This window comes from Pseudomonas sp. FG29, from assembly GCF_057809355.1.
This window is the reverse complement of record NZ_JBMDJU010000001.1, coordinates 588,726-609,306: the sequence shown is the minus strand read 5'-3', so window position 1 is coordinate 609,306 and position 20,581 is coordinate 588,726. Positions and strand designations below refer to the sequence as shown.

Below are 20,581 nucleotides of genomic sequence, written 5' to 3'. Positions count from 1 at the left end.
TCTCAAGCCAACGCAGCACGAGCAGCGGCGAAAGCATCGGGGGTATCCAGGTTGTAAGTGTTGATGCCTTTGACGCAGCGCTTGTTCAGACCACTGAGCACCTTGCCGGGGCCGCATTCGACCAGGTCGGTCACGCCCTGCTCGGAGAGACGCACCATCGACTCGACCCAGCGCACCGGACTGTACAACTGAGCCAGCAGGTCAGCTTTCAGCGTGGTCAGATCCGATACCACGGCCGCACTGACGTTCTGCACCAAGGGAATCTGCGGCGCCTGCCAGCTCAGCGCTTCGACCGACTCGGCGAAACGCTCGGCGGCCGGCTTCATCAGCGCGCAATGCGACGGCACGCTGACCGGCAGCGCCATGGCGCGTTTGGCACCACGCGCCTTGCAGGCCTCGATGGCGCGCTCGACGGCAGCAGCGCTACCCGCGATCACCACCTGACCGGGGGCGTTGAAATTCACTGCGCTGACCACGTCACCTTGCGCAGCCTCGGCGCAGGCGGCCAGCACGTCGGCGTCTTCCAAACCGAGTATGGCGGCCATGCCGCCCTGCCCGGCCGGAACGGCCTGCTGCATCAGTTGGCCGCGACGCTCCACCAGCTTCACGGCATCGGCGAAGGCGATGCTGCCAGCGGCGACCAGCGCAGAGTATTCACCCAGGCTGTGACCGGCGACGAAGGCCGGCTTGGCGCCACCCTCGGCCTGCCACAGACGCCAGAGGGCGATGGAAGCGGTGAGAATGGCCGGCTGGGTCTTGTCGGTCTGGTTCAGTTGCTCTTCCGGGCCCTGCTGGGTCAGCGCCCAGAGGTCATAGCCGAGCGCTTCAGACGCTTCACCGAAGGTATCGAGCACCAGCTTCTGCTGGGCACCGTGGTCGGCGAGCATGGCCAGGGCTTGCGAACCCTGACCGGGAAAGACGAATGCGAGGGATGCAGACATGAAAAAGTCCCTTGAGTCGAAAAACCAACGCCAGGCGAGCCTGGCGCAGCAAACTGACAGTTGGATGACAGGCCGCTCTGCGCAGTCACATTCCGCTGCAGGCCACGCCCTGAAAACGCGACGATTCTACAGCAACAGGTCTTCGAGTCGACCATGCAGTCGCTGCGGCAGATTTTCCTGCACCTCGCGCAGCGCACAGCGTATGGCGCTCTGAAAGCTCTCCTGCCCCGCCGCGCCATGACTCTTGACCACGATGCCCTGCAACCCGAGAAAGCTCGCACCGTTGTGCCGGGCCGGCGCCAGGTCGGCCTTGAGCCGACGCAGCAGCGGCATCGCCAGGGCGCCGACCGCCTGGGCAAACAGTCCGTCATTGAACAGTTTCTCGACCCGCCCGGTGATCATCTTCGCCAAGCCTTCGCTGGACTTGAGCAGGATGTTGCCGACGAAGCCGTCGCAGACCACCACATCAGCCTCGCCGCGATAGACCCCGTCGCCCTCGATGTAACCAACGAAGTTCAGCCCATGGGCCTGCTGCAGCATATTGGCAGCCAGCTTCACCTGCTGATTGCCCTTGATGTCTTCAGTGCCGACATTGAGCAAGGCCACGCGCGGCCGAGATACACCAAGCGTCTCGGCCGCAACCGCGCCCATGATCGCGAACTGGTAGAGGTGCTCGGCGCTGCAGTCGACGTTGGCGCCCAAGTCCAGCAGGTAGCAATGGCCACGCTCGGTCGGAATCGGGCTGACCATGGCCGGCCGGTCGATACCCGGCAAGGTCTTGAGCACGTAACGCGACAGCGCCATCAATGCCCCGGTATTGCCGGCACTGACGCAGGCATGCGCCTGCTGCTGACGCACCAGTTCCAGCGCCACGCGCATCGAGGCGTCCGGTTTGCCACGCAGGGCCTGCGCCGGACGCTCGTCCATGGCTATCACTTCACTGGCGTGGTGAACCTGCAGACGTGCACGATCGACGCCAGACTGGCGTGCAAGCTGATCTTCGATAAGGGGGGCTTGGCCGACGAGGGCCAGGTGTAGCGAGGGGAATTCGGCCAGCGCAGAAATGCAGGCCGGGACAATGCAGTGGGGACCGAAGTCCCCACCCATTGCATCAATCGCGATGATCGAGGCGGACAAGGATTACTCGTCAGCGCCCTTGTCGATCACTTTGCGACCGCGGTAAACGCCTTCCGGAGAAACGTGGTGGCGCAGGTGAACTTCACCGGTGCTCTTCTCTACGGACAGGGCGCTGGCCTCGAGAGCGTCGTGCGAACGACGCATGTCGCGGGCGGAACGGGATTTTTTGTTCTGCTGAACAGCCATAACTGATTAACTCCTAAACGTTTGGGTCACGCTTTAACTGCGCCAATACACTGAACGGGTTGGACCGCGATACCTCGTCCTCGCTCGGCTCGGGCTCATCGAGACCGTCCGGCTGCTGGCAATCACCTGGGGCATGAGCGGGAACGATCGGCAGAGCAAGAAGCAATTCATCCTCGACCAGACCGAGCAGCTCCAGCGGCTCTTCACCCACTTCCAGCACGTCGTAGCCCTTCGGCAAGGACTGAGTGTTCGCTCCAACCCGAACCACCGCGTATTCACATTCGCTGCGGATGGGTAGCGCGACCAGCTCGAGACAACGCTGGCAGACCATTTTGACCTCAACCTCGAGCTCACTGCGGATGACCACAGTTTTCTGCTCGTCACGGGCGAAATGAAACTTCGCCTGCACCACGCCTGCCGTATCGGAAAGCGGGTCGCAGAGACGCGGCAGGCTTGCCAGTTCGAGTTGCCCTTCGAGGGTAACTTCGCGGTCGGCGAGCTTGCGCGGATCAACGTGAGGTGGAATCGGCCCATTCAACATAGGCGCAGCATTCTAGGGATGCACCCTGCCCGTGTCAAAGGAAATTCAGCCTGTCTTCGAATGACAGCGATCAGTAGAATTCCCCATCCACCTATATAAAGGAAGAGAACATGCCAGCGCTGCTGCTCGCCTCCAGCTCCCCCTATCGCCGCGAGTTGCTCGAACGCCTGCAACTCCCCTTCACCTGGCAATCACCAAGCATCGACGAAACCCGCCTGGAAGATGAAAGCGGTATCGACCTGGTGAAGCGCCTGGCCGAGGAAAAAGCTCGCGCCCTTGCAGACCGACACCCCGACCACCTTATCATTGGATCGGATCAGGTCGCCGTACTCGGCAATGGCGAGATCCTTGGCAAACCCCACGACCTGCCGAGAGCCCAGCAACAGCTGCGCGCCGCCTGCGGCAGCAGCGTCACCTTCCTGACAGGCCTGGCACTACTCAATTCGAACACCGGCCAATGCCAGGTCGACTGCGTGCCGTTTACCGTACATTTCCGCCCACTGAGCGACGAACGGATTCTGCGCTACCTGCAGCGTGAGCAACCATTCGATTGCGCCGGCAGCTTCAAGTCCGAAGGCCTGGGCATCAGCCTGTTCCGCAGCACCGAAGGTGAGGACGCCACCAGCCTGATCGGCCTACCCCTGATTCGCCTGGTGGACATGCTACTGAACGAAGGCGTCGAAATACCGTAGGCCGGGTGTAACCCGCCGACCGAGATCGGCAGACTACACCCGCCCTGCCAACGTTATTGCAGTGTCGGCCCCTGGAAGCCCATCCACAGCGCAATACGATCCGCGACACTGGTACCCAGACGCTTGGCAAAACGGTCGAACGGCGTATCGCGCTGAGTGAAATCGACCATTTCCTTCTCACCGATCACTTCACGCGCCACATAACTGGCACTGCCCAGCGCATCGACCAAGCCCAGTTGCAGCGCCTGCTCACCCGACCAGATCAGGCCAGAGAAGAGTTCGGGATGCTCATCCGCCTTGAGGCGATCACCACGCCCCTTCTTCACACTGTCGATGAACTGGCGATGAGTGGTATCGAGCACGGTTTTCCAGAAGCGCGTCTCCTCATCCTTCTGCGGCTGGAACGGATCGAGAAACGCCTTGTGCTCACCCGAGGTGTAGACACGGCGCTCGACACCGAGCTTCTGCATGGTTTCGACGAAACCGAAGCTGGCAGCCGTGACACCGATGGAGCCGACCAGGCTGGCCTTGTCGGCATAGATCTCATCCGCCGCACTGGCGATGTAGTAAGCGCCGGAAGCACCCAGATCACTGATCACCGCATAGACCTTGATCTGCGGGTACTCGCCACGCAGGCGGCGAATCTCGTCATAGATATAGCCGGACTGCACCGGACTGCCGCCCGGGCTATTGATGCGCAGGATCACACCCTTGGTATTGGCGTCCTCGAACGCCGCACGCAGACTGCCAATCACCTTGTCGGCACTGGCCTCCTCACGATCAGCGATCATGCCGCGAATCTCGATGACAGCCGTATGCGGCCCAGTCGTAGCGGCCTTGTCCAGATGCAACGCCGGCAGGAACAACGCCAGCGCCACGAACAGATAGGTAAAGGTCAGCAGCTTGAAGAAGATGCCCCAGCGCCGCGAACGACGCTGCTCCTGCACACTGGACAGCAATGCATTCTCCAGCAGCTTCCAGCTCTTGGCATCCTCGCCTTGAGAGCCGTTAGAGGACTTCCACTCATCCGACATGTTCACTCACCCCGGTAGCGCGCCGCAGTGGATGCCCATCCAGCCATGCACGCAGTTCATTGAATTGATTGATCGCCAGACGCGGCCCGCACTCGCGCAGAACCGACAGGGGCTGGGCGCCGTAACCGACCGCCACACAATCCATACCAGCATTGCGCGCCATCAGCAGATCGAAGGTCGAATCCCCCACCATCAGCGAGCGCTCGGGCGGTACCCCACAATGCGCCATGATCTCGTGAAGCATCCGCGGATCAGGCTTGCCGGCCGTTTCATCGGCGCAGCGGGTGATATCGAAATAGTCCAGCCAACCCTTGTCCGCCAGCACACGCTGCAAGCCGTTGCGCCCCTTGCCGGTAGCCACGGCCAACTGATACCCCTGATCACGAAACCAGGCCAGCGACTCGCTCACTCCTTCGTAAAGCGGCGAAGGCTCACGCTCCAGCAGTAGATACTGCTCGCTGTAGGCGCGCCGAATGGCTTCGATTCTGGCCGGCTCATCGAGTTCCGGGTAGAGCGTGCAGATGGCATGCCCCAGCTCCAGCCCGATGATGCCTCGCACTTCAGCATCGCTGCAGCGCGGCAATTCGCCAACATCCGCAGCACGATGCATGGCCTCGACGATACGGCCGATGGAATCGACCAGCGTCCCGTCCCAGTCGAAGATCAGCAGTTGATAATCAGGCACTCAGGCGCTCCACTGTCCTGGCCCACACCTCATCCACCGGCGCCTCGAGCTTCAACACACCACCCTCAGGCAACGGCACATGCAGCTCGTAGGCATGCAGGAACAGGCGCTTGCCACCCAATTCGCGAATCTCGCGAGTGAATTCGTCATCGCCATACTTGGAGTCGCCAGCGATGCAGTGCCCGGCATGCTTGGCGTGCACGCGGATCTGGTGGGTACGCCCGGTTACCGGCTTGGCTTCGACCAGCGTGGCAAAGTCACCGAAGCGACGCAGCACACGGAACAGCGTCAGCGCCTCCTTGCCCTCGCTATCGACTTCGACCATGCGCTCACCCGAGCGAAGATTGCTCTTCTGCAGTGGCGCATTGACCTGCTTCTTGGCCGTCGCCCAATGGCCACGCACCAACGCCATATAGCGCTTGTCGACGCCATCACCACGCAGCTGCTCGTGCAGATGCCGGAGCATGCTGCGCTTCTTGGCGATCATCAAAAGACCGGACGTATCACGATCCAGACGGTGCACCAACTCCAGATCCTTGGCATCAGGACGTAACTGCCGGAAGGCTTCAATCACCCCGTAATTCAGGCCACTACCGCCATGCACGGCGATACCGGCCGGCTTGTTCAGCACGATCAGCGCCTTGTCCTCGTAGACGATGGCCGCTTCGAGACGCTCGAGCAGCCCTTGCGCCAACGGTTCGGGCTCGTCGCGCTCGGCCAGGCGCAGCGGCGGCACGCGCACGACATCGCCAGCCTGCAGCTTGTACTCGGGCTTGATGCGCCCCTTGTTCACGCGCACCTCGCCCTTGCGCAGAATGCGGTAAATGAGGGTCTTGGGCACGCCCTTGAGCTGCGCCCGGAGAAAGTTGTCGATACGTTGGCCGGCGAGTTCCGGTGCAACCTCGAGCAGCTGGACGCCGGAGGTTGGAGAGGCAGGAGTAGTCATCGCGCAATCATAACAATTTTTTATGGAATTGAAGCACTTAATCATTACTGATATAGTCGCGAACGCCGCCAAAAGTGGCCTGGCTTGAGGATGTTCGCCAAACCTGCCATCCCCTGCCCGTGCAAACCATTCTGGACGTGAGGCCGTCCGACGGATTCTTCAGAGTCAAAAGACTGCAAAGTGGTCACGAAGAGTTCGGAAATAATGCCTTGAGTATGATGCGCGATTCGCCATTACCGGCGGTCGCGGTAAATGACAACCGCTGCGGAATCCGCGCGCGGCACCCGATTTTCAGCGATACGTGTAGGGTGGAGATGTACAACTGCGGCCTGCGTAGCCCATGGCTTGATCAAAGACGCCTCATCTCGTCCGCGACCTGCAGTTGATTCCTCCTCCTGACTGAGTGCTTTCTGTCACCACAGCAAGCAGGAGACGTCCGTCGCGACCGCAGCCTGGTAATGGCTGACCGTCGCTCGACAGTGGAACGATTTACGACCGTTTCTGACGCGCCTGACACCGACCCTGAGAGTCGTGTGTGCCTAACGTGGCTTCCGGTAGCCCCGGAGTCCATTGGTACAACATGAAAAGAATGCTGATCAACGCAACTCAGCCCGAAGAGTTGCGTGTAGCCCTGGTAGACGGCCAAAAACTCTACGATCTGGACATCGAGTCCGGTGCTCGCGAACAGAAGAAGGCCAACATCTACAAAGGCCGCATCACTCGCGTCGAACCCAGCCTTGAAGCCGCCTTCGTCGATTTCGGTTCCGAACGCCACGGCTTCCTCCCCCTCAAAGAAATCTCCCGCGAATATTTCTCCAAATCTCCTGAAGGCGGCCGCGTCAACATCAAGGACGTGCTCAAGGAAGGCCAGGAAGTCATCGTCCAGGTCGAGAAAGAAGAGCGCGGCAACAAAGGCGCAGCCCTGACCACCTTCATCAGCCTGGCCGGTCGTTACCTGGTGCTGATGCCGAACAACCCACGCGCTGGTGGCATCAGCCGCCGCATCGAAGGCGAAGAGCGTAACGAACTGCGCGAAGCGCTGAACGGCCTCAACGCTCCGGCCGACATGGGCCTGATCGTACGCACCGCCGGCCTCGGCCGCTCCAGCGAAGAAATGCAGTGGGATCTCGACTACCTGCTGCAACTGTGGAGCGCCATCAAGGAAGCCTCCACCAGCCGCCCTGCTCCGTTCCTGATCTATCAGGAATCCAACGTGATCATCCGCGCCATCCGCGACTACCTGCGTCAGGACATCGGCGAAGTACTGGTCGACAGCGTTGAAGCCCAGGAAGAAGCCCTGAGCTTCATCCAGCAGGTGATGCCGCAGTACGCCAGCAAGATCAAGCTGTACGAAGACAGCGTGCCGCTGTTCAACCGCTTCCAGATCGAAAGCCAGATCGAAACCGCCTTCCAGCGCGAAGTGAAGCTGCCGTCCGGTGGTTCCATCGTCATCGACCCGACCGAAGCCCTGGTTTCCATCGACATCAACTCGGCGCGCGCCACCAAGGGCAGCGACATCGAGGAAACCGCGCTGCAGACCAACCTGGAAGCGGCCGAGGAAATCGCCCGCCAACTGCGTCTGCGTGACATCGGCGGCCTGATCGTTATCGACTTCATCGACATGACCCCGGCGAAGAACCAGCGCGCCGTGGAAGAGAAGGTGCGCGAAGCCCTGGAAGCCGACCGCGCCCGCGTCCAGGTCGGCCGCATCTCGCGCTTCGGCCTGCTGGAAATGTCCCGCCAGCGCCTGCGTCCGTCGCTGGGCGAGACCAGCGGCATCGTCTGCCCGCGCTGCAACGGTCAAGGCATCATCCGCGACGTCGAATCGCTGTCGCTGGCCATCCTGCGCCTGATCGAAGAAGAGGCGCTGAAGGATCGCACCGCCGAAGTCCGCGCCCAGGTACCAATCCCGGTCGCCGCCTTCCTGCTCAACGAGAAGCGCAACTCGATCACCAAGATCGAACTGCGTACCCGCGCGCGCATCGTGATCCTGCCAAACGACCACCTGGAAACGCCGCACTTCGAAGTCCAGCGCTTGCGTGACGACAATCCCGAAGCGCTGAGCGGCCAGACCAGCTACGAAATCGCTGCGACTGCCGAAGCCGAAGACGCCACAGCCCACCCGGCTGCCGCCACGCGCACCCTGGTTCGCCAGGAAGCCGCAATCAAGGCAGCGCCGCGCAGCAGCGCACCGGTCGCTGCCGAGCCGCAACCTGCCCCGCTGGCACCGACCAAGGCACCTGAGCCAAGCCTGTTCAAGGGCTTGGTGAAGTCCCTGGTCAGCCTGTTCGCCGGCAAGGAAGAAGAAGCCCAACCGGCCGTCGTCGAGCAGAAGAGCAGCGAGCGTCCGCCGCGCGAAGAGCGTCGCAACGGTCGCCAGCAGAGCCGCAACCGTGGCGGCCGTCGTGACGAAGAGCGCAAACCGCGCGAAGAGCGTGCTCCCCGTGAAGAACGCGCCCCGCGTGAAGAGCGCCAACCCCGCGAGGAACGCCAGCCGCGTGAAGAGCGTCAGCCACGTGAAGGCCAGGAAAACCGTCGCGAGCGCCGCCCACGCGAAGACCGCGCACCGCGTGAAGAGCGCGTACGCGAACTGCGTGAGCCAATCGATGGCGCTGTCGCCGAACAACCGCACAACGAAGAAGCACGCGCCGAGCGTCAGCCTCGTGCCGAGCGCCAGGAGCGTCAGCGCCCGCCGCGTGAAGAGCGCCAACCGCGGCCTGAGCAGGCCGAAGCACCGCAGGACGAAGCACTGCCGAACGACGAGCAACAGGCTGATGACGAGCAGGACAATGGTAACGACAGCGAGCGTCCGCGCCGCCGTTCCCGTGGCCAGCGTCGCCGCAGCAACCGTCGTGAGCGTCAGCGTGATGCCGATGGCAACCTGATCGAAAGCGCCGAGAACAGTGAGGCTGCCGGTCAAGAAGCTCAGGCTGCCACCCCGGCTGCCATCGCCACCGCGGCTGCCGTGGTTGCAGAAAGCGTCGACAGCAGCGAGAACGTCGCCAACGAAGCACCGGCAGTAGAGGCGCCAGTCGCACAGGTTGAAGCCCCCACCGCCCAGCCGGTCGAAGTACAGGCCGAAGCTGCCGTGACTGAAGTGGCCGAAGCCGCTCCCGTCGCAGCAGAGCCTGTCGCCGCAGTCGAAGCGCCGGTTGTCGCCGAAGCGCCGGTCGCTGAGCAGATCGTGCAAGCCGAGCCAGCTGTAGAAGTCGCTCAGGAGCCGGCACCCGTAGCGGAAGCTCCGGTTGCAGAAGCTCCGGTCGCCGAAGCACCTGCTGCAGTTCCGGCCAACGCTACCGGCCGCGCGCCGAACGACCCGCGCGAAGTGCGTCGTCGTCAACGCGAAGCCGAGCGTCTGGCACGCGAAGCCGCCGAAGCCGCTGCCGCCGCGCCTGTGGTAGAAGCTGCCGCGGTAGCCGAAGCCGCTCCGGTCATTGAAGAAAGTGCTCCGGCAGAAGCCGAAACCAGCACGGTCGAAACTGCAGCTACGGTCGAGCCGGTCGCTGAAACCGAAGTCACTCCGGTCATCAGCGAGCAGAGCGCGAGCGAAGCGGTAGAGCAAGCGCAACCGCAAGAAGACGCGCAAGCCGACAAGGAAGAGATCAAGCCTCAGGCTTGATCCTTCTGCGGCCACTAAAAAGGGGATGCCTAGGCATCCCCTTTTTCATGTCCGTGACCTGGTAAACAGATGCAATCCGGGAGTGGCATCCTCCCGGATGCACAGATCAAAGCACGTTGGGCTCGATCTCCAGCTCGACGCCAAAACGCGTCAGGATGTCGGCCTTGATACGCTGCGCCAGCTCCAGTAACTGAGCCCCCGTCGCGTTGCCGTAGTTGACCAGCACCAATGCCTGTAGCCGGTGCACACCTGCATCGCCCTCGCGAAAGCCCTTCCACCCTGCCCGCTCGATCAACCAGCCTGCCGCCAGCTTGACCACACCATCACCGGCCGGGTAACTGACCAGATCGGCATGTTCGGCACGGATGCGCTCGGCCAGCTCGAACGACACCAGCGGATTCTTGAAGAAACTGCCGGCATTCCCCAGCTCTGCAGGATTCGGCAGTTTTTCGCTGCGGATGGCGCAGATCGCTCGGCTGACATCGGTGGCGGTCGGCACTTCGACGCCCATTTCCGTGAGGCGCTGGCGCACCGGGCCATAGTCCAGGCGCAGCGAGGCCACGCGACTCAAGCGGAAACGTACGCGCAGGATCAACCAGCGCCCGGCTTCACGCTTGAACAGGCTGTCGCGGTAAGCGAAAGCGCATTCCTCCAGGCCGAAGTCTCGCAACTCGCCACTGTGCCGATCCAGGGCGGTCAGGCCGGCGAACACATCCTTGATCTCAACCCCATAGGCGCCGATGTTCTGCATCGGCGCCGCGCCGACAGTGCCGGGGATCAGGCTGAGGTTTTCCAGGCCATTGAGCCCCTGCGCCAGGCTCCAGTGCACGAAGGGATGCCAGGGCTCGCCGGCCTCGGCCTCCACCAGCACCTGCTGGCCATCGTCTTCGAGGATACGAACGCCACGGCTGGCCATACGCAGCACCAACGCCTCGACATTCCGGGTAAGCAACAGGTTGCTGCCACCGCCGATCACCAGCAGCGGCAGGCTGCGCTGCGCGGCCAGGCTCAGCGCCTCGCGCACGTCATCATCGTCGTGCGCTTCGGCAAACAGCCGCGCAGGCACCTCTACGCCAAAGCTATTGAACGCCTTGAGCGAAACGTCGTTCTGCAGATTCAGGCTCACAGGCGCCCCTTGATTTCCAGCAGCAGCGCATCGCTGGCTTGTTCGATCAGATCCAGCACCTGCTCGAAACCGTCTTCACCGCCGTAGTACGGGTCAGGCACTTCATCCAGAGCCAACTCGAAGCGGCGCAGATAAAGGTCGAGATCGGCACGAGCATCCGCCGGGCGCAGGGCCTTGAGATTGCGCAGATTGCTCTGATCCATCGCCAGGATCAGGTCGAAGCGCTGAAAGTCGGCGACTTCGACCTGGCGTGCACGCTGCGCCGACAGGTCATAACCACGGCGCAGAGCAGCCTGACGGGTGCGGCTGTCCGGCGCCTTGCCGACGTGCCAGTCACCGGTGCCAGCCGAATCAACCTGCACGCGATCTTCCAGCCCTGCGGCACGCAACTTGTGGCGGAAGACGCCCTCGGCAGTGGGTGAACGGCAGATATTACCCAGGCAGACGAACAGAACCTTCATCAGGCCCCCAGCAGGTGGCGTACCCGCTCCAGGTCTTCGGGCGTGTCCACGCCCGCAGCAGGCGCTTCGAGGGCATCGGCAACGTGGATACGGACGCCGTGGTAGAGCGCACGCAGTTGTTCCAGACACTCGGTGTCTTCCAGCCAGCATGGGCCCCAGGCGACGAAGTCATGCAGGAAACCCGCGCGGTAGGCGTAGATGCCGATATGGCGGCGGTACGGCACGCCAGCCGGCAGCACGTCGCGGCTCTTGGCGAAGGCATCACGCGCCCAGGCCAGCGGCGCACGGCTGAAGGTCAGGGCCAGGCCATTCTTGTCGGCCACCACCTTGACCACGTTGGGGTTGAACAGCGCGGTGACGTCCTCGATAGGCTCCGCCAGCGTAGCGATGCCGGCCTGTGGGTTGTTGGCCAGGTTGGCGGCCACCTGATCGATGATCACCGGCGGGATCAAGGGCTCGTCGCCCTGCACGTTGACCACGATGGCATCGGCAGCAAGGCCGAGCTGGCTGGCCACTTCGGCCAGGCGGTCGGTGCCGGAGTTATGATCGACGCGGGTCAGCAACACCTCGGCGCCGAACGCCTGGCACGCCTCGACGATACGGGCATCGTCGGTGGCAATCACCACGCGATCTGCCGAACTCTTCTTCGCCTGTTCCCAGACGTGCTGCACCATGGGCTTGCCGGCGATGTCCTGCAACGGCTTGCCGGGCAGGCGGGTGGAGGCGTAACGGGCAGGAATGACGACGGTGAAGGCTGTGCTCATTTACTTGTCCAGACGCTCGTCGGTGGTCAGGGTACGGGCTTCGCTTTCCAGCATCACCGGGATGCCATCGCGAATCGGATAGGCTACACCGGCACCCTTGCTGATCAGTTCGGTCTTGTCTTCGGAAAGCTGCAACGGGCCCTTGCAGATCGGGCAGGCGAGAATGTCGAGCAGTTTAAGGTCCATGCTGGAGTCCTTGCTGGGGTCATCGAGACCCCGGTATGAGGCGGGCCAACGCCTTATCCAGCCAGTCGACGAAGGCCGGCGTAGGCACGGCATCGACGGCCAGGTACCACCAGTCGGCGGCGGCGAAAGCCCGGCATTTCACCGCATCCTTCTCCGTCATCAGCAGCGGCAGCGATGGCTCGAAGCTGAGCTGCGCCACGTCGTACTGAGCATGGTCGGCGAAGGGGTGCGGAACCGGGCGCCAGTTTAGCGCTTCGAGGGTATTGAAGAAACGCTGCGGGTTGCCGATGCCGGCCACCGCATGCATGGCCTGCCCGGCCGGGAAATGCTCGAGCCCTACCCGCTCGCCACTGGCCAGGTTGACCAGCGCCGAAGGCTGCAGGCGGAAGGCGAATCCATCAGGGCGGTCTGACTCGGCGCCGTTGAACAGCACGGCATCGACGCTTTCCAGGCGTTTGGCTGGCTCGCGCAGCGGTCCCGCAGGCAGGCAGCGACCATTGCCCAGGCCACGGGCGGCATCGATCAACACCAGCTCCAGATCACGCGCCAGGCGATAGTGCTGCAAACCGTCGTCGCAAAGAATCAGATCCAGCGATTCTTCGGCCAGCAGCGCACGCACAGCGCGGCTGCGATCCGGATCGATCATCAAGGGTACGCCCGTACGCTGCACGATCAGCAGCGGCTCGTCACCGGCCTGCGCCGCCGGCTGCTCGGCGCGCACGCGCCACGGCAGACTCGGTGGCGTGGCGCCATAACCCCGGCTGACCACGCCGACCTTGAGGCCGCGGGCGCGGCAGTGTTCGATAAGGAAGAGGATCAGCGGCGTCTTGCCGGTACCGCCGACGGTGATGTTGCCCACCACCAGCACCGGCACCGGCGCGCGGTAGATATAGCCCTCACCCGCCAAAAAGCGCGCGCGCTTGCCCTGCACCACGCGGCGATACAGGCACTCCAGCGGGCGCAGCAGCGCCAGCGCCGGATGGCCACGATACCAGGCCTCGAGCAGACGATCGGCAACACTCACTTAAGGGGCTTCCTGCGCTTCCACCGTGGTGATGCGCAGGTGCGCGAAGCCCAGTTTGCCGGCCGCGTCCATGGCGGTGATCACCGCCTGGTGCGGAGTCTTGCCATCGGCACTGATGATCAGCGGCAGACTGTTGTCGCCAGCGGATTCCTTCTGCATTGCTGCCATCAGATTTTTCAGGTTGCTTTCCAGCAGCGCATTGCCATTGACCGAATAACCACCATCGGCGCCAATCAGCACTTCGATCTGCTTGAGTTCGGTCTGCTCCGGCGGCGTGCCACTGGCGGCCTCGGGTAGGTCGACCTTGAGTTGGGTCTCGCGGGTGAAGGTAGTGGTGACCACGAAGAACAGCAGCAGGATGAACACCACGTCGATCAACGAGGCCAGGTTGATCTCGACGTTTTCCCGCGGTTTGCGCCGGAATTTCACGCCTTTTCCTCGCCCAGGTCGACGTCGCGATCGCCCTGCACCATTTCCACCAGCTTGATCGCCTCCTGCTCCATACCCACCACCAGCTCATCGACACGACGCTGCAGATAACGGTGGAAGAACAGTGCCGGAATCGCCACGAACAAACCCGAAGCGGTGGTGATCAGCGCCTTGGAGATACCGCCGGCGAGGATGGCCGCATTACCGGTGCCGTTGCCCATGAAGGAGCTAAAAATGTCGATCATGCCCAGCACGGTGCCGAGCAGGCCAAGCAGCGGTGCGATACCGGCGATGGTGCCGAGGGCATTGAGGTAGCGCTCCAGATCGTGGATGACGCGAGCGGCGGCCTCCTCGATACACTCCTTCATGATCTCGCGACCATGCTTGGAGTTGGCCAGGCCGGCAGCGAGGATCTGCCCCAGCGGCGAATCTTCCCGCAGTTCCTTGAGCTTCTGGTTGTTGAGCTTCTTGTCCTTGATCCAGCGCCACACCTGGGCCAGCAGGTTGGCCGGGGTGACGCGGGCGGGCCGCAGAGTCCACAGGCGTTCGGCGATGATGCCGGCAGCGGCGATGGAGCAGAGAATGATCGGCAGCATCATCCAGCCGCCAGCTTTGACCAGTTCCCACACGGTAGTGAATCCCCCTCGAAAAAGTCGCGCCACTCTAGCATAGGGTGCAGTGCCCACCGAACGCCGCCGTTCTCATTTTTCCCGCCAGAAGCGCGCCTCTTCTCGCAGGCCATGGGCGCGAGTCTGTGCGCCCAGGGTTATTTGCAGGGCGCCGCTCAAGGCGGTGTCCTGCAGCTCGGCGCCAACCTCGCGGTAGCGCGCCAGAACCGATGGATGCGGATGACCGAAATGATTGTGCCGCCCGCGCGAGATCAGCGCCTGACTGGGCGAAAGTGCCTCGACGAAAGCCTGGCTCGACGAAGTGCGACTGCCATGATGCGGCGCCAGCAGCCAGTGCACCGGGCGTGGCAGGTTGGTGGCGAGCAAGGCGGCCTCGGCCTGGACGTCGATATCGCCAGTCAGCAGCAGGCGTTCGCCTACGGCATCGACCAGCAGCACACAGGAGCGCTGGTTGCCTGTAGTGCCTTGCGCCCACTGCCAAAGCGTGAAGGTCACGCCGTCCCATTGCCAACGCTGGCCGGAGGCACAGGCCTCGGCCAGGCGCACCGAAGCACCGCGCTCGGGTTCACCACTGATCAGCCTATCGACCGGCAGCCCCGCCATGATCGCGCCGGCGCCACCGGCATGATCGGTGTCGGCATGGCTGAGCAGCAGCATGTCGAGTCGCCGCACATTCAATGCACGCAACGACGGCAATACCACACGCTCACCGACATCGAAATCGCCAAAACGCGGCCCAGCGTCGTACAGCAGGCTGTGCTCGCGGGTACGTACCAGCACCGACAGCCCCTGGCCGACATCGAACAGCCATACCTCCGCCCTGCCCTGTTCAGGCGCCTCGGCCGGCAGCAGCAACGCTGGTAGCAGCAGTGCGGCCCCCGGCAAACGCAGGGCAACGCCGGCCGGCAGCAACAGCAGCAAAACGCCCAGCACGAGCATCAGCCACGCCCACAACGGCAGCTTGCTCGGCAGCCAGGCCGGCATCCAGGCAGCGATGAGCGCCAGTAGCTCGAACAACAGGTTCAACGCGCCGCCGGCCAACCACAGCAGCCCATCCCCCAGCAGTGGAATCGGCAACAGCAAGGTACCGAGCAAGGCCATGGGCACCACCAGCAGGCTGACCCAGGGCACCGCGACAAGATTGGCCAAAGGCCCACTGATGCTCACCGGCAAGCCCAGCGCCAGCATCATCGGTAGCAGGCCGACGGCCATGGCCCATTGCGCGCGCGTGAGGCTGCGCCACCAGCCCCAACGCCCCAAACGGCCACCAAAGATCAGCACCAGCAGCGCCACGGCCGAGAAGGACAACCAGAACCCCGGCTGCAGGGAGGCCAGCGGCTCGAGCAACAGCACCACCAACAGGGCAACCAACAATGGCCAACCCGCGCCAAGATGGCGAAAACGCAGGCGCCACAGCAGCACCAGGGCAACCATCACGCAGGCGCGCCTGACCGGCACTTCGAAACCCGCAAGCGCACCGTAGAACAGCGCTCCACTCAGGGCCAGCAAACAGGCGCAAGGCAGCCAGGGCACACGTGCCGGCCACCAGCCACGCTTGGCCAGGCCAGCAACCAGCAGATAAAGGAAGCCGGACAGCAGCGCGATGTGCTGCCCGGAGATGACCATCAGGTGCACCGTACCGGTGTGCTGCAACAGGCGCCAGTCCGCGGTGCTGAGCCCGGAACCGTCGCCCAGCACCAGCGCCGCCAGCCCGCCCTCACGACCGAATGCCGGGCTGGCAAGCAGGCGCTGACGCAAGGCGTCACGCCAGCTCGCCCAGCCTGTTGCCTCGCTCAGACGCTGGCCGGACTTGATGGTGCCCGTGCCGCCGATACGCTGGGCCAGCAACCAGGCTTCATAGTCGAAGCCCTGCGGGTTGACCAGCCCCTGCGGGCGCTTGAGATTGACCGCCAGCCGCCAGCGCTCCCCCGCCTGCAGCCGTGGCCCGCCATACCAGGCCAGACGCAGGCGCTGGGGCAATTGCGCGCGACGCGACAGCGCATCCTCGAATTCGAAACGCACCACGCCCTCACCCACCTCGGGCAGCCCGACGACTCGCCCCTCGATCCACAGAGTTCGACCATCGAGCGCTGGCGCCAGGCGATCATCCAGCGCCGATTGCGCCGACAGGCAGGCCCAGGCAACGCCAAGCAGAAAAAAACCCACGAGATACACACGGGTAAATAGCAGCAAGACCGCGAAAGCGGCTGCCGCAAACAGCCACTCGTACGGCGGCAAGGCGGGTAGAACAGGCAGGGTCAGCAGACCGGCTGCCAACGCGAGCATCCCTGTGCGCATCGACGCTCCTTCGTCGCGGGGGCACGCAGGCAGCGTGCATTTGCGGTCACAATATCGTCAGGCCAATGGTCATCAATCCGGGCATAATGCCAGGGCTTCCGCTTGCCAGAGTCTCTTCATGCCGCGTCGTCTCTTCAAACGCTACATGCCTTCCCCTGACAGCATCAAGGGCAACAAGTCCCTGCGCTTTCTCGGCACCCTGATCCATGACCCGAATCTCTGGCACCTGAACCGCCACTCGGTAGCGCGCGCCATGGCTGTGGGGCTGTTCTGGGCGATGATTCCCATGCCGATGCAGATGCTCGCGGCCGCCGCCGTGGCCATTCCACTGCGCGCCAATCTGCCGATTTCCATTGGCCTGGTCTGGCTGACCAACCCCATCACCATGCCGCCGGTGTTCTACTGCAGCTACAAGCTGGGCGCCTGGCTCAGCGATACGCCAACCATGCGCATGCCCGAACACCTGACGCTGGAGTGGATGACGGCGGAATTGACGCACCTGTGGAAACCGCTCTATCTCGGCTCGTTCGTCGCAGGCGTGGTACTGGCCATACTGGGCTATTGCCTGACCATGCTCTACTGGCGCTGGTGGGTACAGCGTAGCTGGCGCAAGCGCCAGGAGAGCCGGAAACAACGGTTGTAAGCTGCAAGCCTCGCAGGCCTGCAGCTTACCGCTGCTTATTCGTAGCGCAGCGCCTCGGCGGGCTGCACCTGGGCGGCACGCCAGGAGGGATAGAGCGTAGCCAGGAAGCTGAGGATCAAGGCCGCCGAGCAGATCAGCGCCACGTCCAGCCATTGCAGATCCGAGGGCAGGCTGTTGATGAAGTAGACGTCGGAGCTCAGCACGCGCTCCCCTGCGAAGGACTCCAGCCAGGCCACCAGTGCGCTGACATTGAGCGCCGCGAGCACGCCGAGTACGCCACCGATCAGGGTGCCGACCACACCGATCACCGTGCCCTGCACCATGAAGATCGCCATGATCTGCCGAGGCGTGGCGCCCAGCGTGCGCAGGATGGCGATGTCACCGCCCTTGTCGGAGACCACCATGATCAGGGTGGCGATGATGTTGAACGCCGCCACCGCGACGATCAGCAGCAGCAGCAGGCCGATCATGGTTTTTTCCATCTTCATTGCACTGAACAGGCTGCCCTGAGTGTGCGTCCAGTCGTCGGCGCGGTAGCCGCTACCCAGCTCGGCGACCAGCGACTTGGAGACTTGCGGCGCCTGATACAGATCCTTCAGCGCCAGGCGAATGCCCGGCACCGTGCCGTCCGGCAGGCGCTGCAAGGTAGCGGCATCGGCAACGTTGATCAGTGCCAGCGAGCTGTCCAGCTCGGCACCGACCTTGAAGATCGCCGCCACGTTCAGGCGCTGCATGCGTGGCGTGACGCCACCAGGCGCGTTGCTCAGCTCGGGGATGATCAGGGTCAGCTTGTCGCCCACCTGCAGGCCGAAGCGGCGCGCGGTGATATCGCCGATGACCACGCCAAACTCGCCGGGCTGCAGATTGTTCAGGCTGCCCTGACGGATGTGATTGGGCAGGATCGACACCTTGGCCTCCTCGGCCGGGTCGATGCCGTGAATCTGGATCGGCTGCATCGTGCCGCGATGCGAGAGCATGCCTTCCAGTTCGGCATAAGGCGCAGCCGCCTTGACCTGCAGGTTGGCCATGGCCTTATTTGCCAGCGCGTGCCAGTCGGCCACCGGCTCGGCGCCATAGAGCATGGCGTGCGGCACCATGCCGAGGATGCGCGAGCTCATTTCCTTCTGGAAGCCGTTCATCACCGACAGCACCACGATCATCGCCAGCACGCCGAGCGCCAGGCCGATCATCGACGTCAGCGAGATGAACGAGATGAAGTGGTTACGGCGCTTGGCCCGCGTATAGCGGGTGCCGATGAACAGACTTAGCGGGCGGAACATCAGATGGTCACCAACTTGCCGTCCTGCAAGCTCAACACGCGATCCATCTGCCGTGCCAGCTGCATGTCATGGGTCACCACCAGAAACGCCGTGTTGGAATCCTGGCTGAGTTCGCGCATCAGTTCCTGAATGCCTTCGGCTGTGTGCTGGTCGAGGTTGCCGGTAGGCTCATCGAGCAGCACCAGGCCCGGACGGTTGACCAGCGCACGGGCGATGGCCACGCGCTGACGCTCACCACCCGACAGCTCGGCCGGTTTGTGATTGAGGCGATGGCCAAGGCCGACCCGTTCCAGCAGCGCAGTGGCGCGCTGACGCGCCTCGGGGATAGGCGTTTTGCCGATCAGCAGCGGCATGCAGGCATTTTCCAGCGCAGTGAATTCAGCCAGCAGATGGTGGAACTGGTAGACGAAACCCAGCGCACGGTTACGCAGCAGGCCACGGGCGGTTTCGCTGAGCGCCGACAACTGCTCGCCGGCCAGCCACACGCTGCCCTCGCTGGGCGTATCCAGGCCACCGAGCATGTTCAGCAAGGTACTTTTACCCGAACCGGAGCTGCCGACGATGGCCACGCGCTCGCCCGGAAAGAGTTCCAGCTCCAGGCCATCGAGCACCACCACCGACTCGGGGCCTTCGTCGTAACGCTTGCTCAGGTTGCGGCAACTGAGCACGGCATTGTGCTGTTTCATGGCGTTCGGGGTCATGGATTCACTCATAACGCAGGGCCTCGGCAGGCTGGGTACGCGACGCGCGCCAGGCGGGATACAGGGTGGCGAAGAAACTCAGGAACAGGGCGGCGCTGCAGACCATGATCACGTCGGCGGCCTGCAACTGCGACGGCAGATAGTCGATGAAGTACACATCGGCATTGAGAAACTTGATCCCCAGCATCCGCTCGATGCCAGCGATCAGCGCACTGACGTTGAGCGCGGCGAGAATACCCAGCACGGCGCCGATCAGAGTGCCGACCACGCCGATCACCGTGCCCTGCACCATGAAGATGGCCATGATCTGCCGCGGCGTGGCGCCCAGGGTGCGCAGGATGGCGATATCGCCCTTCTTGTCGTTCACCACCATCACCAGCGTGGAGATGATGTTGAACGCAGCCACGGCGACGATCAGCAGCAGCAGCAGACCGATCATGGTTTTCTCCATGCGGATGGCCTGGTACAGGTTGCCGTGGGTGCGCGTCCAGTCACGGGCGTAGAAGTCGCCATCCAGACGCTGGGCGATCTCCCAGGAAGCACGCGGGGCCTGGAACAGGTCGTCGAACTTCAGACGCAGGCCCTGCACCTGATCCGGTTTCCAGCGCTGCAGGCGTGCCAGGTCGGTAATGTTGGCCAGGGCCAGGCCGCCATCGATCTCGCCAGCACCAACATGGAAGATACCGCTGATGGTGAAGCGCTTGAGTCGCGGGAACATGCCGGCTGGGGTCACGGTGACCTCGGGGGCGACGAAGGTGACCTTGTCACCGACCTTGACGCCCAGCTTGGTCGCGGCCTTGTCGCCGATGATCATGGCGAACTCGCCGGGCGCCAGACTCGCCAGATCACCTTCGCGCATGAAGTTGTCGATGATCGACACCTTGTGCTCCTGCTCGGGATCGATGGCGTTGATCAGCGCCTTCTGCACCTTGCCATCGTGGGTCAGCAAGCCCTGCATCTGGGTGAACGGAGCCACAGCAACCACCCCTGGATGCTGCTTGACCTGACGCTCCAGCGCCGGCCAGTCGCTCACCGGGGTCGGCGACTCGACAGTCGCATGCGGGATCATGCCCAGTACGCGAGTGCGCATCTCGTGGTCGAAGCCGTTCATCACCGACAGCACCAGGATCATTACCGTCACCCCCAAGGTGAGGCCGAGCATGGAGGTCAGCGAGATGAAGGATACGAAGTGGTTGCGGCGCTTGGCCCGGGTGTAGCGCGTACCGATGAAGACGAACAGAGGTTTGAACATGTCGGGG

21 protein-coding genes are annotated in these 20,581 nt (G+C 63.3%); 3 read left to right on the top strand and 18 right to left on the bottom strand.

Translation table 11 applies throughout. The annotated features are described in order from the left end of the window. Positions 1 to 2: 2 nt before the first annotated feature. From fabD to ACODS1_RS03005, 4 genes are all read right to left on the bottom strand, one after another. Entirely contained in the window at positions 3 to 941 is a 939-nt protein-coding gene (fabD, locus tag ACODS1_RS03020; protein ID WP_489084468.1) for an ACP S-malonyltransferase, read from the bottom strand. Between the two features lie 126 nt (positions 942 to 1,067). Continuing rightward, positions 1,068 to 2,078: a phosphate acyltransferase PlsX gene (gene plsX / locus ACODS1_RS03015; protein ID WP_322980699.1), complete on the bottom strand. Its 1,011-nt coding sequence runs from the start codon at positions 2,076 to 2,078 to the stop codon at positions 1,068 to 1,070. 3 nt (positions 2,079 to 2,081) lie between these two features. Continuing rightward, entirely contained in the window at positions 2,082 to 2,264 is a 183-nt protein-coding gene (rpmF, locus tag ACODS1_RS03010; protein WP_037048542.1) for a 50S ribosomal protein L32, read from the bottom strand. A 13-nt stretch (positions 2,265 to 2,277) separates the two neighbouring features. Next, entirely contained in the window at positions 2,278 to 2,805 is a 528-nt protein-coding gene (locus tag ACODS1_RS03005) for a YceD family protein (RefSeq protein ID WP_322980701.1), read from the bottom strand. 110 nt (positions 2,806 to 2,915) lie between these two features. On the opposite strand from ACODS1_RS03005, the gene ACODS1_RS03000 reads away from it, so the two are divergent. Next, on the top strand, positions 2,916 to 3,497 hold the full coding sequence (locus tag ACODS1_RS03000) for a Maf family protein (protein WP_489084467.1): 582 nt from the start codon (positions 2,916 to 2,918) through the stop codon (positions 3,495 to 3,497). Between the two features lie 53 nt (positions 3,498 to 3,550). Here the strand turns inward: ACODS1_RS03000 and sppA are convergent, their stop codons facing one another. The 3 genes from sppA to rluC are packed head-to-tail and all read right to left on the bottom strand — an operon-like array spanning position 3,551 to position 6,162. Further along, complete coding sequence (sppA, locus tag ACODS1_RS02995) at positions 3,551 to 4,531, bottom strand: signal peptide peptidase SppA (protein ID WP_489084466.1); 981 nt, start codon at positions 4,529 to 4,531, stop codon at positions 3,551 to 3,553. Beyond that, the gene (locus ACODS1_RS02990; protein ID WP_489084465.1) at positions 4,521 to 5,216 is read right to left on the bottom strand and encodes an HAD-IA family hydrolase; all 696 of its coding nucleotides are present in this window, start codon (positions 5,214 to 5,216) and stop codon (positions 4,521 to 4,523) included. Before ACODS1_RS02990 ends, sppA begins: the two co-directional genes overlap by 11 nt. Then, positions 5,209 to 6,162 (bottom strand): 23S rRNA pseudouridine(955/2504/2580) synthase RluC, encoded by a 954-nt coding sequence (gene rluC, locus ACODS1_RS02985; protein WP_489084464.1) that lies wholly within the window; start codon positions 6,160 to 6,162, stop codon positions 5,209 to 5,211. Before rluC ends, ACODS1_RS02990 begins: the two co-directional genes overlap by 8 nt. Before the next feature lie 580 nt (positions 6,163 to 6,742). Here rluC and rne point away from each other — a divergent pair. After that, complete coding sequence (gene rne / locus ACODS1_RS02980) at positions 6,743 to 9,781, top strand: ribonuclease E (RefSeq protein WP_489084463.1); 3,039 nt, start codon at positions 6,743 to 6,745, stop codon at positions 9,779 to 9,781. 106 nt (positions 9,782 to 9,887) lie between these two features. Here the strand turns inward: rne and murB are convergent, their stop codons facing one another. From murB to ACODS1_RS02940, 8 genes are all read right to left on the bottom strand, one after another. After that, entirely contained in the window at positions 9,888 to 10,907 is a 1,020-nt protein-coding gene (murB, locus tag ACODS1_RS02975; protein ID WP_489084462.1) for a UDP-N-acetylmuramate dehydrogenase, read from the bottom strand. Continuing rightward, positions 10,904 to 11,368, bottom strand: coding sequence for a low molecular weight protein-tyrosine-phosphatase (locus ACODS1_RS02970; RefSeq protein WP_489084461.1), 465 nt, complete (start codon positions 11,366 to 11,368; stop codon positions 10,904 to 10,906). Before ACODS1_RS02970 ends, murB begins: the two co-directional genes overlap by 4 nt. After that, the gene (gene kdsB / locus ACODS1_RS02965) at positions 11,368 to 12,132 is read right to left on the bottom strand and encodes a 3-deoxy-manno-octulosonate cytidylyltransferase (RefSeq protein WP_489084460.1); all 765 of its coding nucleotides are present in this window, start codon (positions 12,130 to 12,132) and stop codon (positions 11,368 to 11,370) included. The genes ACODS1_RS02970 and kdsB overlap by 1 nt, the downstream gene beginning before the upstream one ends. After that, positions 12,133 to 12,318, bottom strand: a complete 186-nt coding sequence (locus ACODS1_RS02960; protein ID WP_003245207.1) for a Trm112 family protein — start codon at positions 12,316 to 12,318, stop codon at positions 12,133 to 12,135. A 19-nt stretch (positions 12,319 to 12,337) separates the two neighbouring features. Continuing rightward, positions 12,338 to 13,342, bottom strand: a complete 1,005-nt coding sequence (gene lpxK / locus ACODS1_RS02955) for a tetraacyldisaccharide 4'-kinase (RefSeq protein ID WP_489084459.1) — start codon at positions 13,340 to 13,342, stop codon at positions 12,338 to 12,340. Further along, positions 13,343 to 13,771 carry an ExbD/TolR family protein gene (locus ACODS1_RS02950; protein ID WP_159972580.1) on the bottom strand — a complete coding sequence of 143 codons (429 nt, stop codon included), beginning with the start codon at positions 13,769 to 13,771 and terminating at the stop codon, positions 13,343 to 13,345. Next, positions 13,768 to 14,400, bottom strand: a complete 633-nt coding sequence (locus ACODS1_RS02945) for a MotA/TolQ/ExbB proton channel family protein (protein WP_322980711.1) — start codon at positions 14,398 to 14,400, stop codon at positions 13,768 to 13,770. Before ACODS1_RS02945 ends, ACODS1_RS02950 begins: the two co-directional genes overlap by 4 nt. Before the next feature lie 72 nt (positions 14,401 to 14,472). After that, positions 14,473 to 16,698: a DNA internalization-related competence protein ComEC/Rec2 gene (locus tag ACODS1_RS02940; protein ID WP_489084458.1), complete on the bottom strand. Its 2,226-nt coding sequence runs from the start codon at positions 16,696 to 16,698 to the stop codon at positions 14,473 to 14,475. A 118-nt stretch (positions 16,699 to 16,816) separates the two neighbouring features. Here ACODS1_RS02940 and ACODS1_RS02935 point away from each other — a divergent pair, with 118 nt between their 5' ends. Further along, the gene (locus tag ACODS1_RS02935; protein ID WP_489084457.1) at positions 16,817 to 17,341 is read left to right on the top strand and encodes a DUF2062 domain-containing protein; all 525 of its coding nucleotides are present in this window, start codon (positions 16,817 to 16,819) and stop codon (positions 17,339 to 17,341) included. A 35-nt stretch (positions 17,342 to 17,376) separates the two neighbouring features. Here ACODS1_RS02935 and ACODS1_RS02930 read toward each other — a convergent pair whose 3' ends face one another. Genes ACODS1_RS02930 through ACODS1_RS02920 form a run of 3 tightly spaced genes read right to left on the bottom strand, consistent with a single transcriptional unit; the run spans position 17,377 to position 20,574 of the window. Next, positions 17,377 to 18,621: a lipoprotein-releasing ABC transporter permease subunit gene (locus ACODS1_RS02930; protein ID WP_489084456.1), complete on the bottom strand. Its 1,245-nt coding sequence runs from the start codon at positions 18,619 to 18,621 to the stop codon at positions 17,377 to 17,379. Beyond that, positions 18,621 to 19,307, bottom strand: coding sequence for a lipoprotein-releasing ABC transporter ATP-binding protein LolD (gene lolD, locus ACODS1_RS02925; protein ID WP_489084550.1), 687 nt, complete (start codon positions 19,305 to 19,307; stop codon positions 18,621 to 18,623). Before lolD ends, ACODS1_RS02930 begins: the two co-directional genes overlap by 1 nt. Before the next feature lie 19 nt (positions 19,308 to 19,326). After that, positions 19,327 to 20,574: a lipoprotein-releasing ABC transporter permease subunit gene (locus tag ACODS1_RS02920; RefSeq protein ID WP_489084455.1), complete on the bottom strand. Its 1,248-nt coding sequence runs from the start codon at positions 20,572 to 20,574 to the stop codon at positions 19,327 to 19,329. Positions 20,575 to 20,581 lie beyond the last annotated feature (7 nt).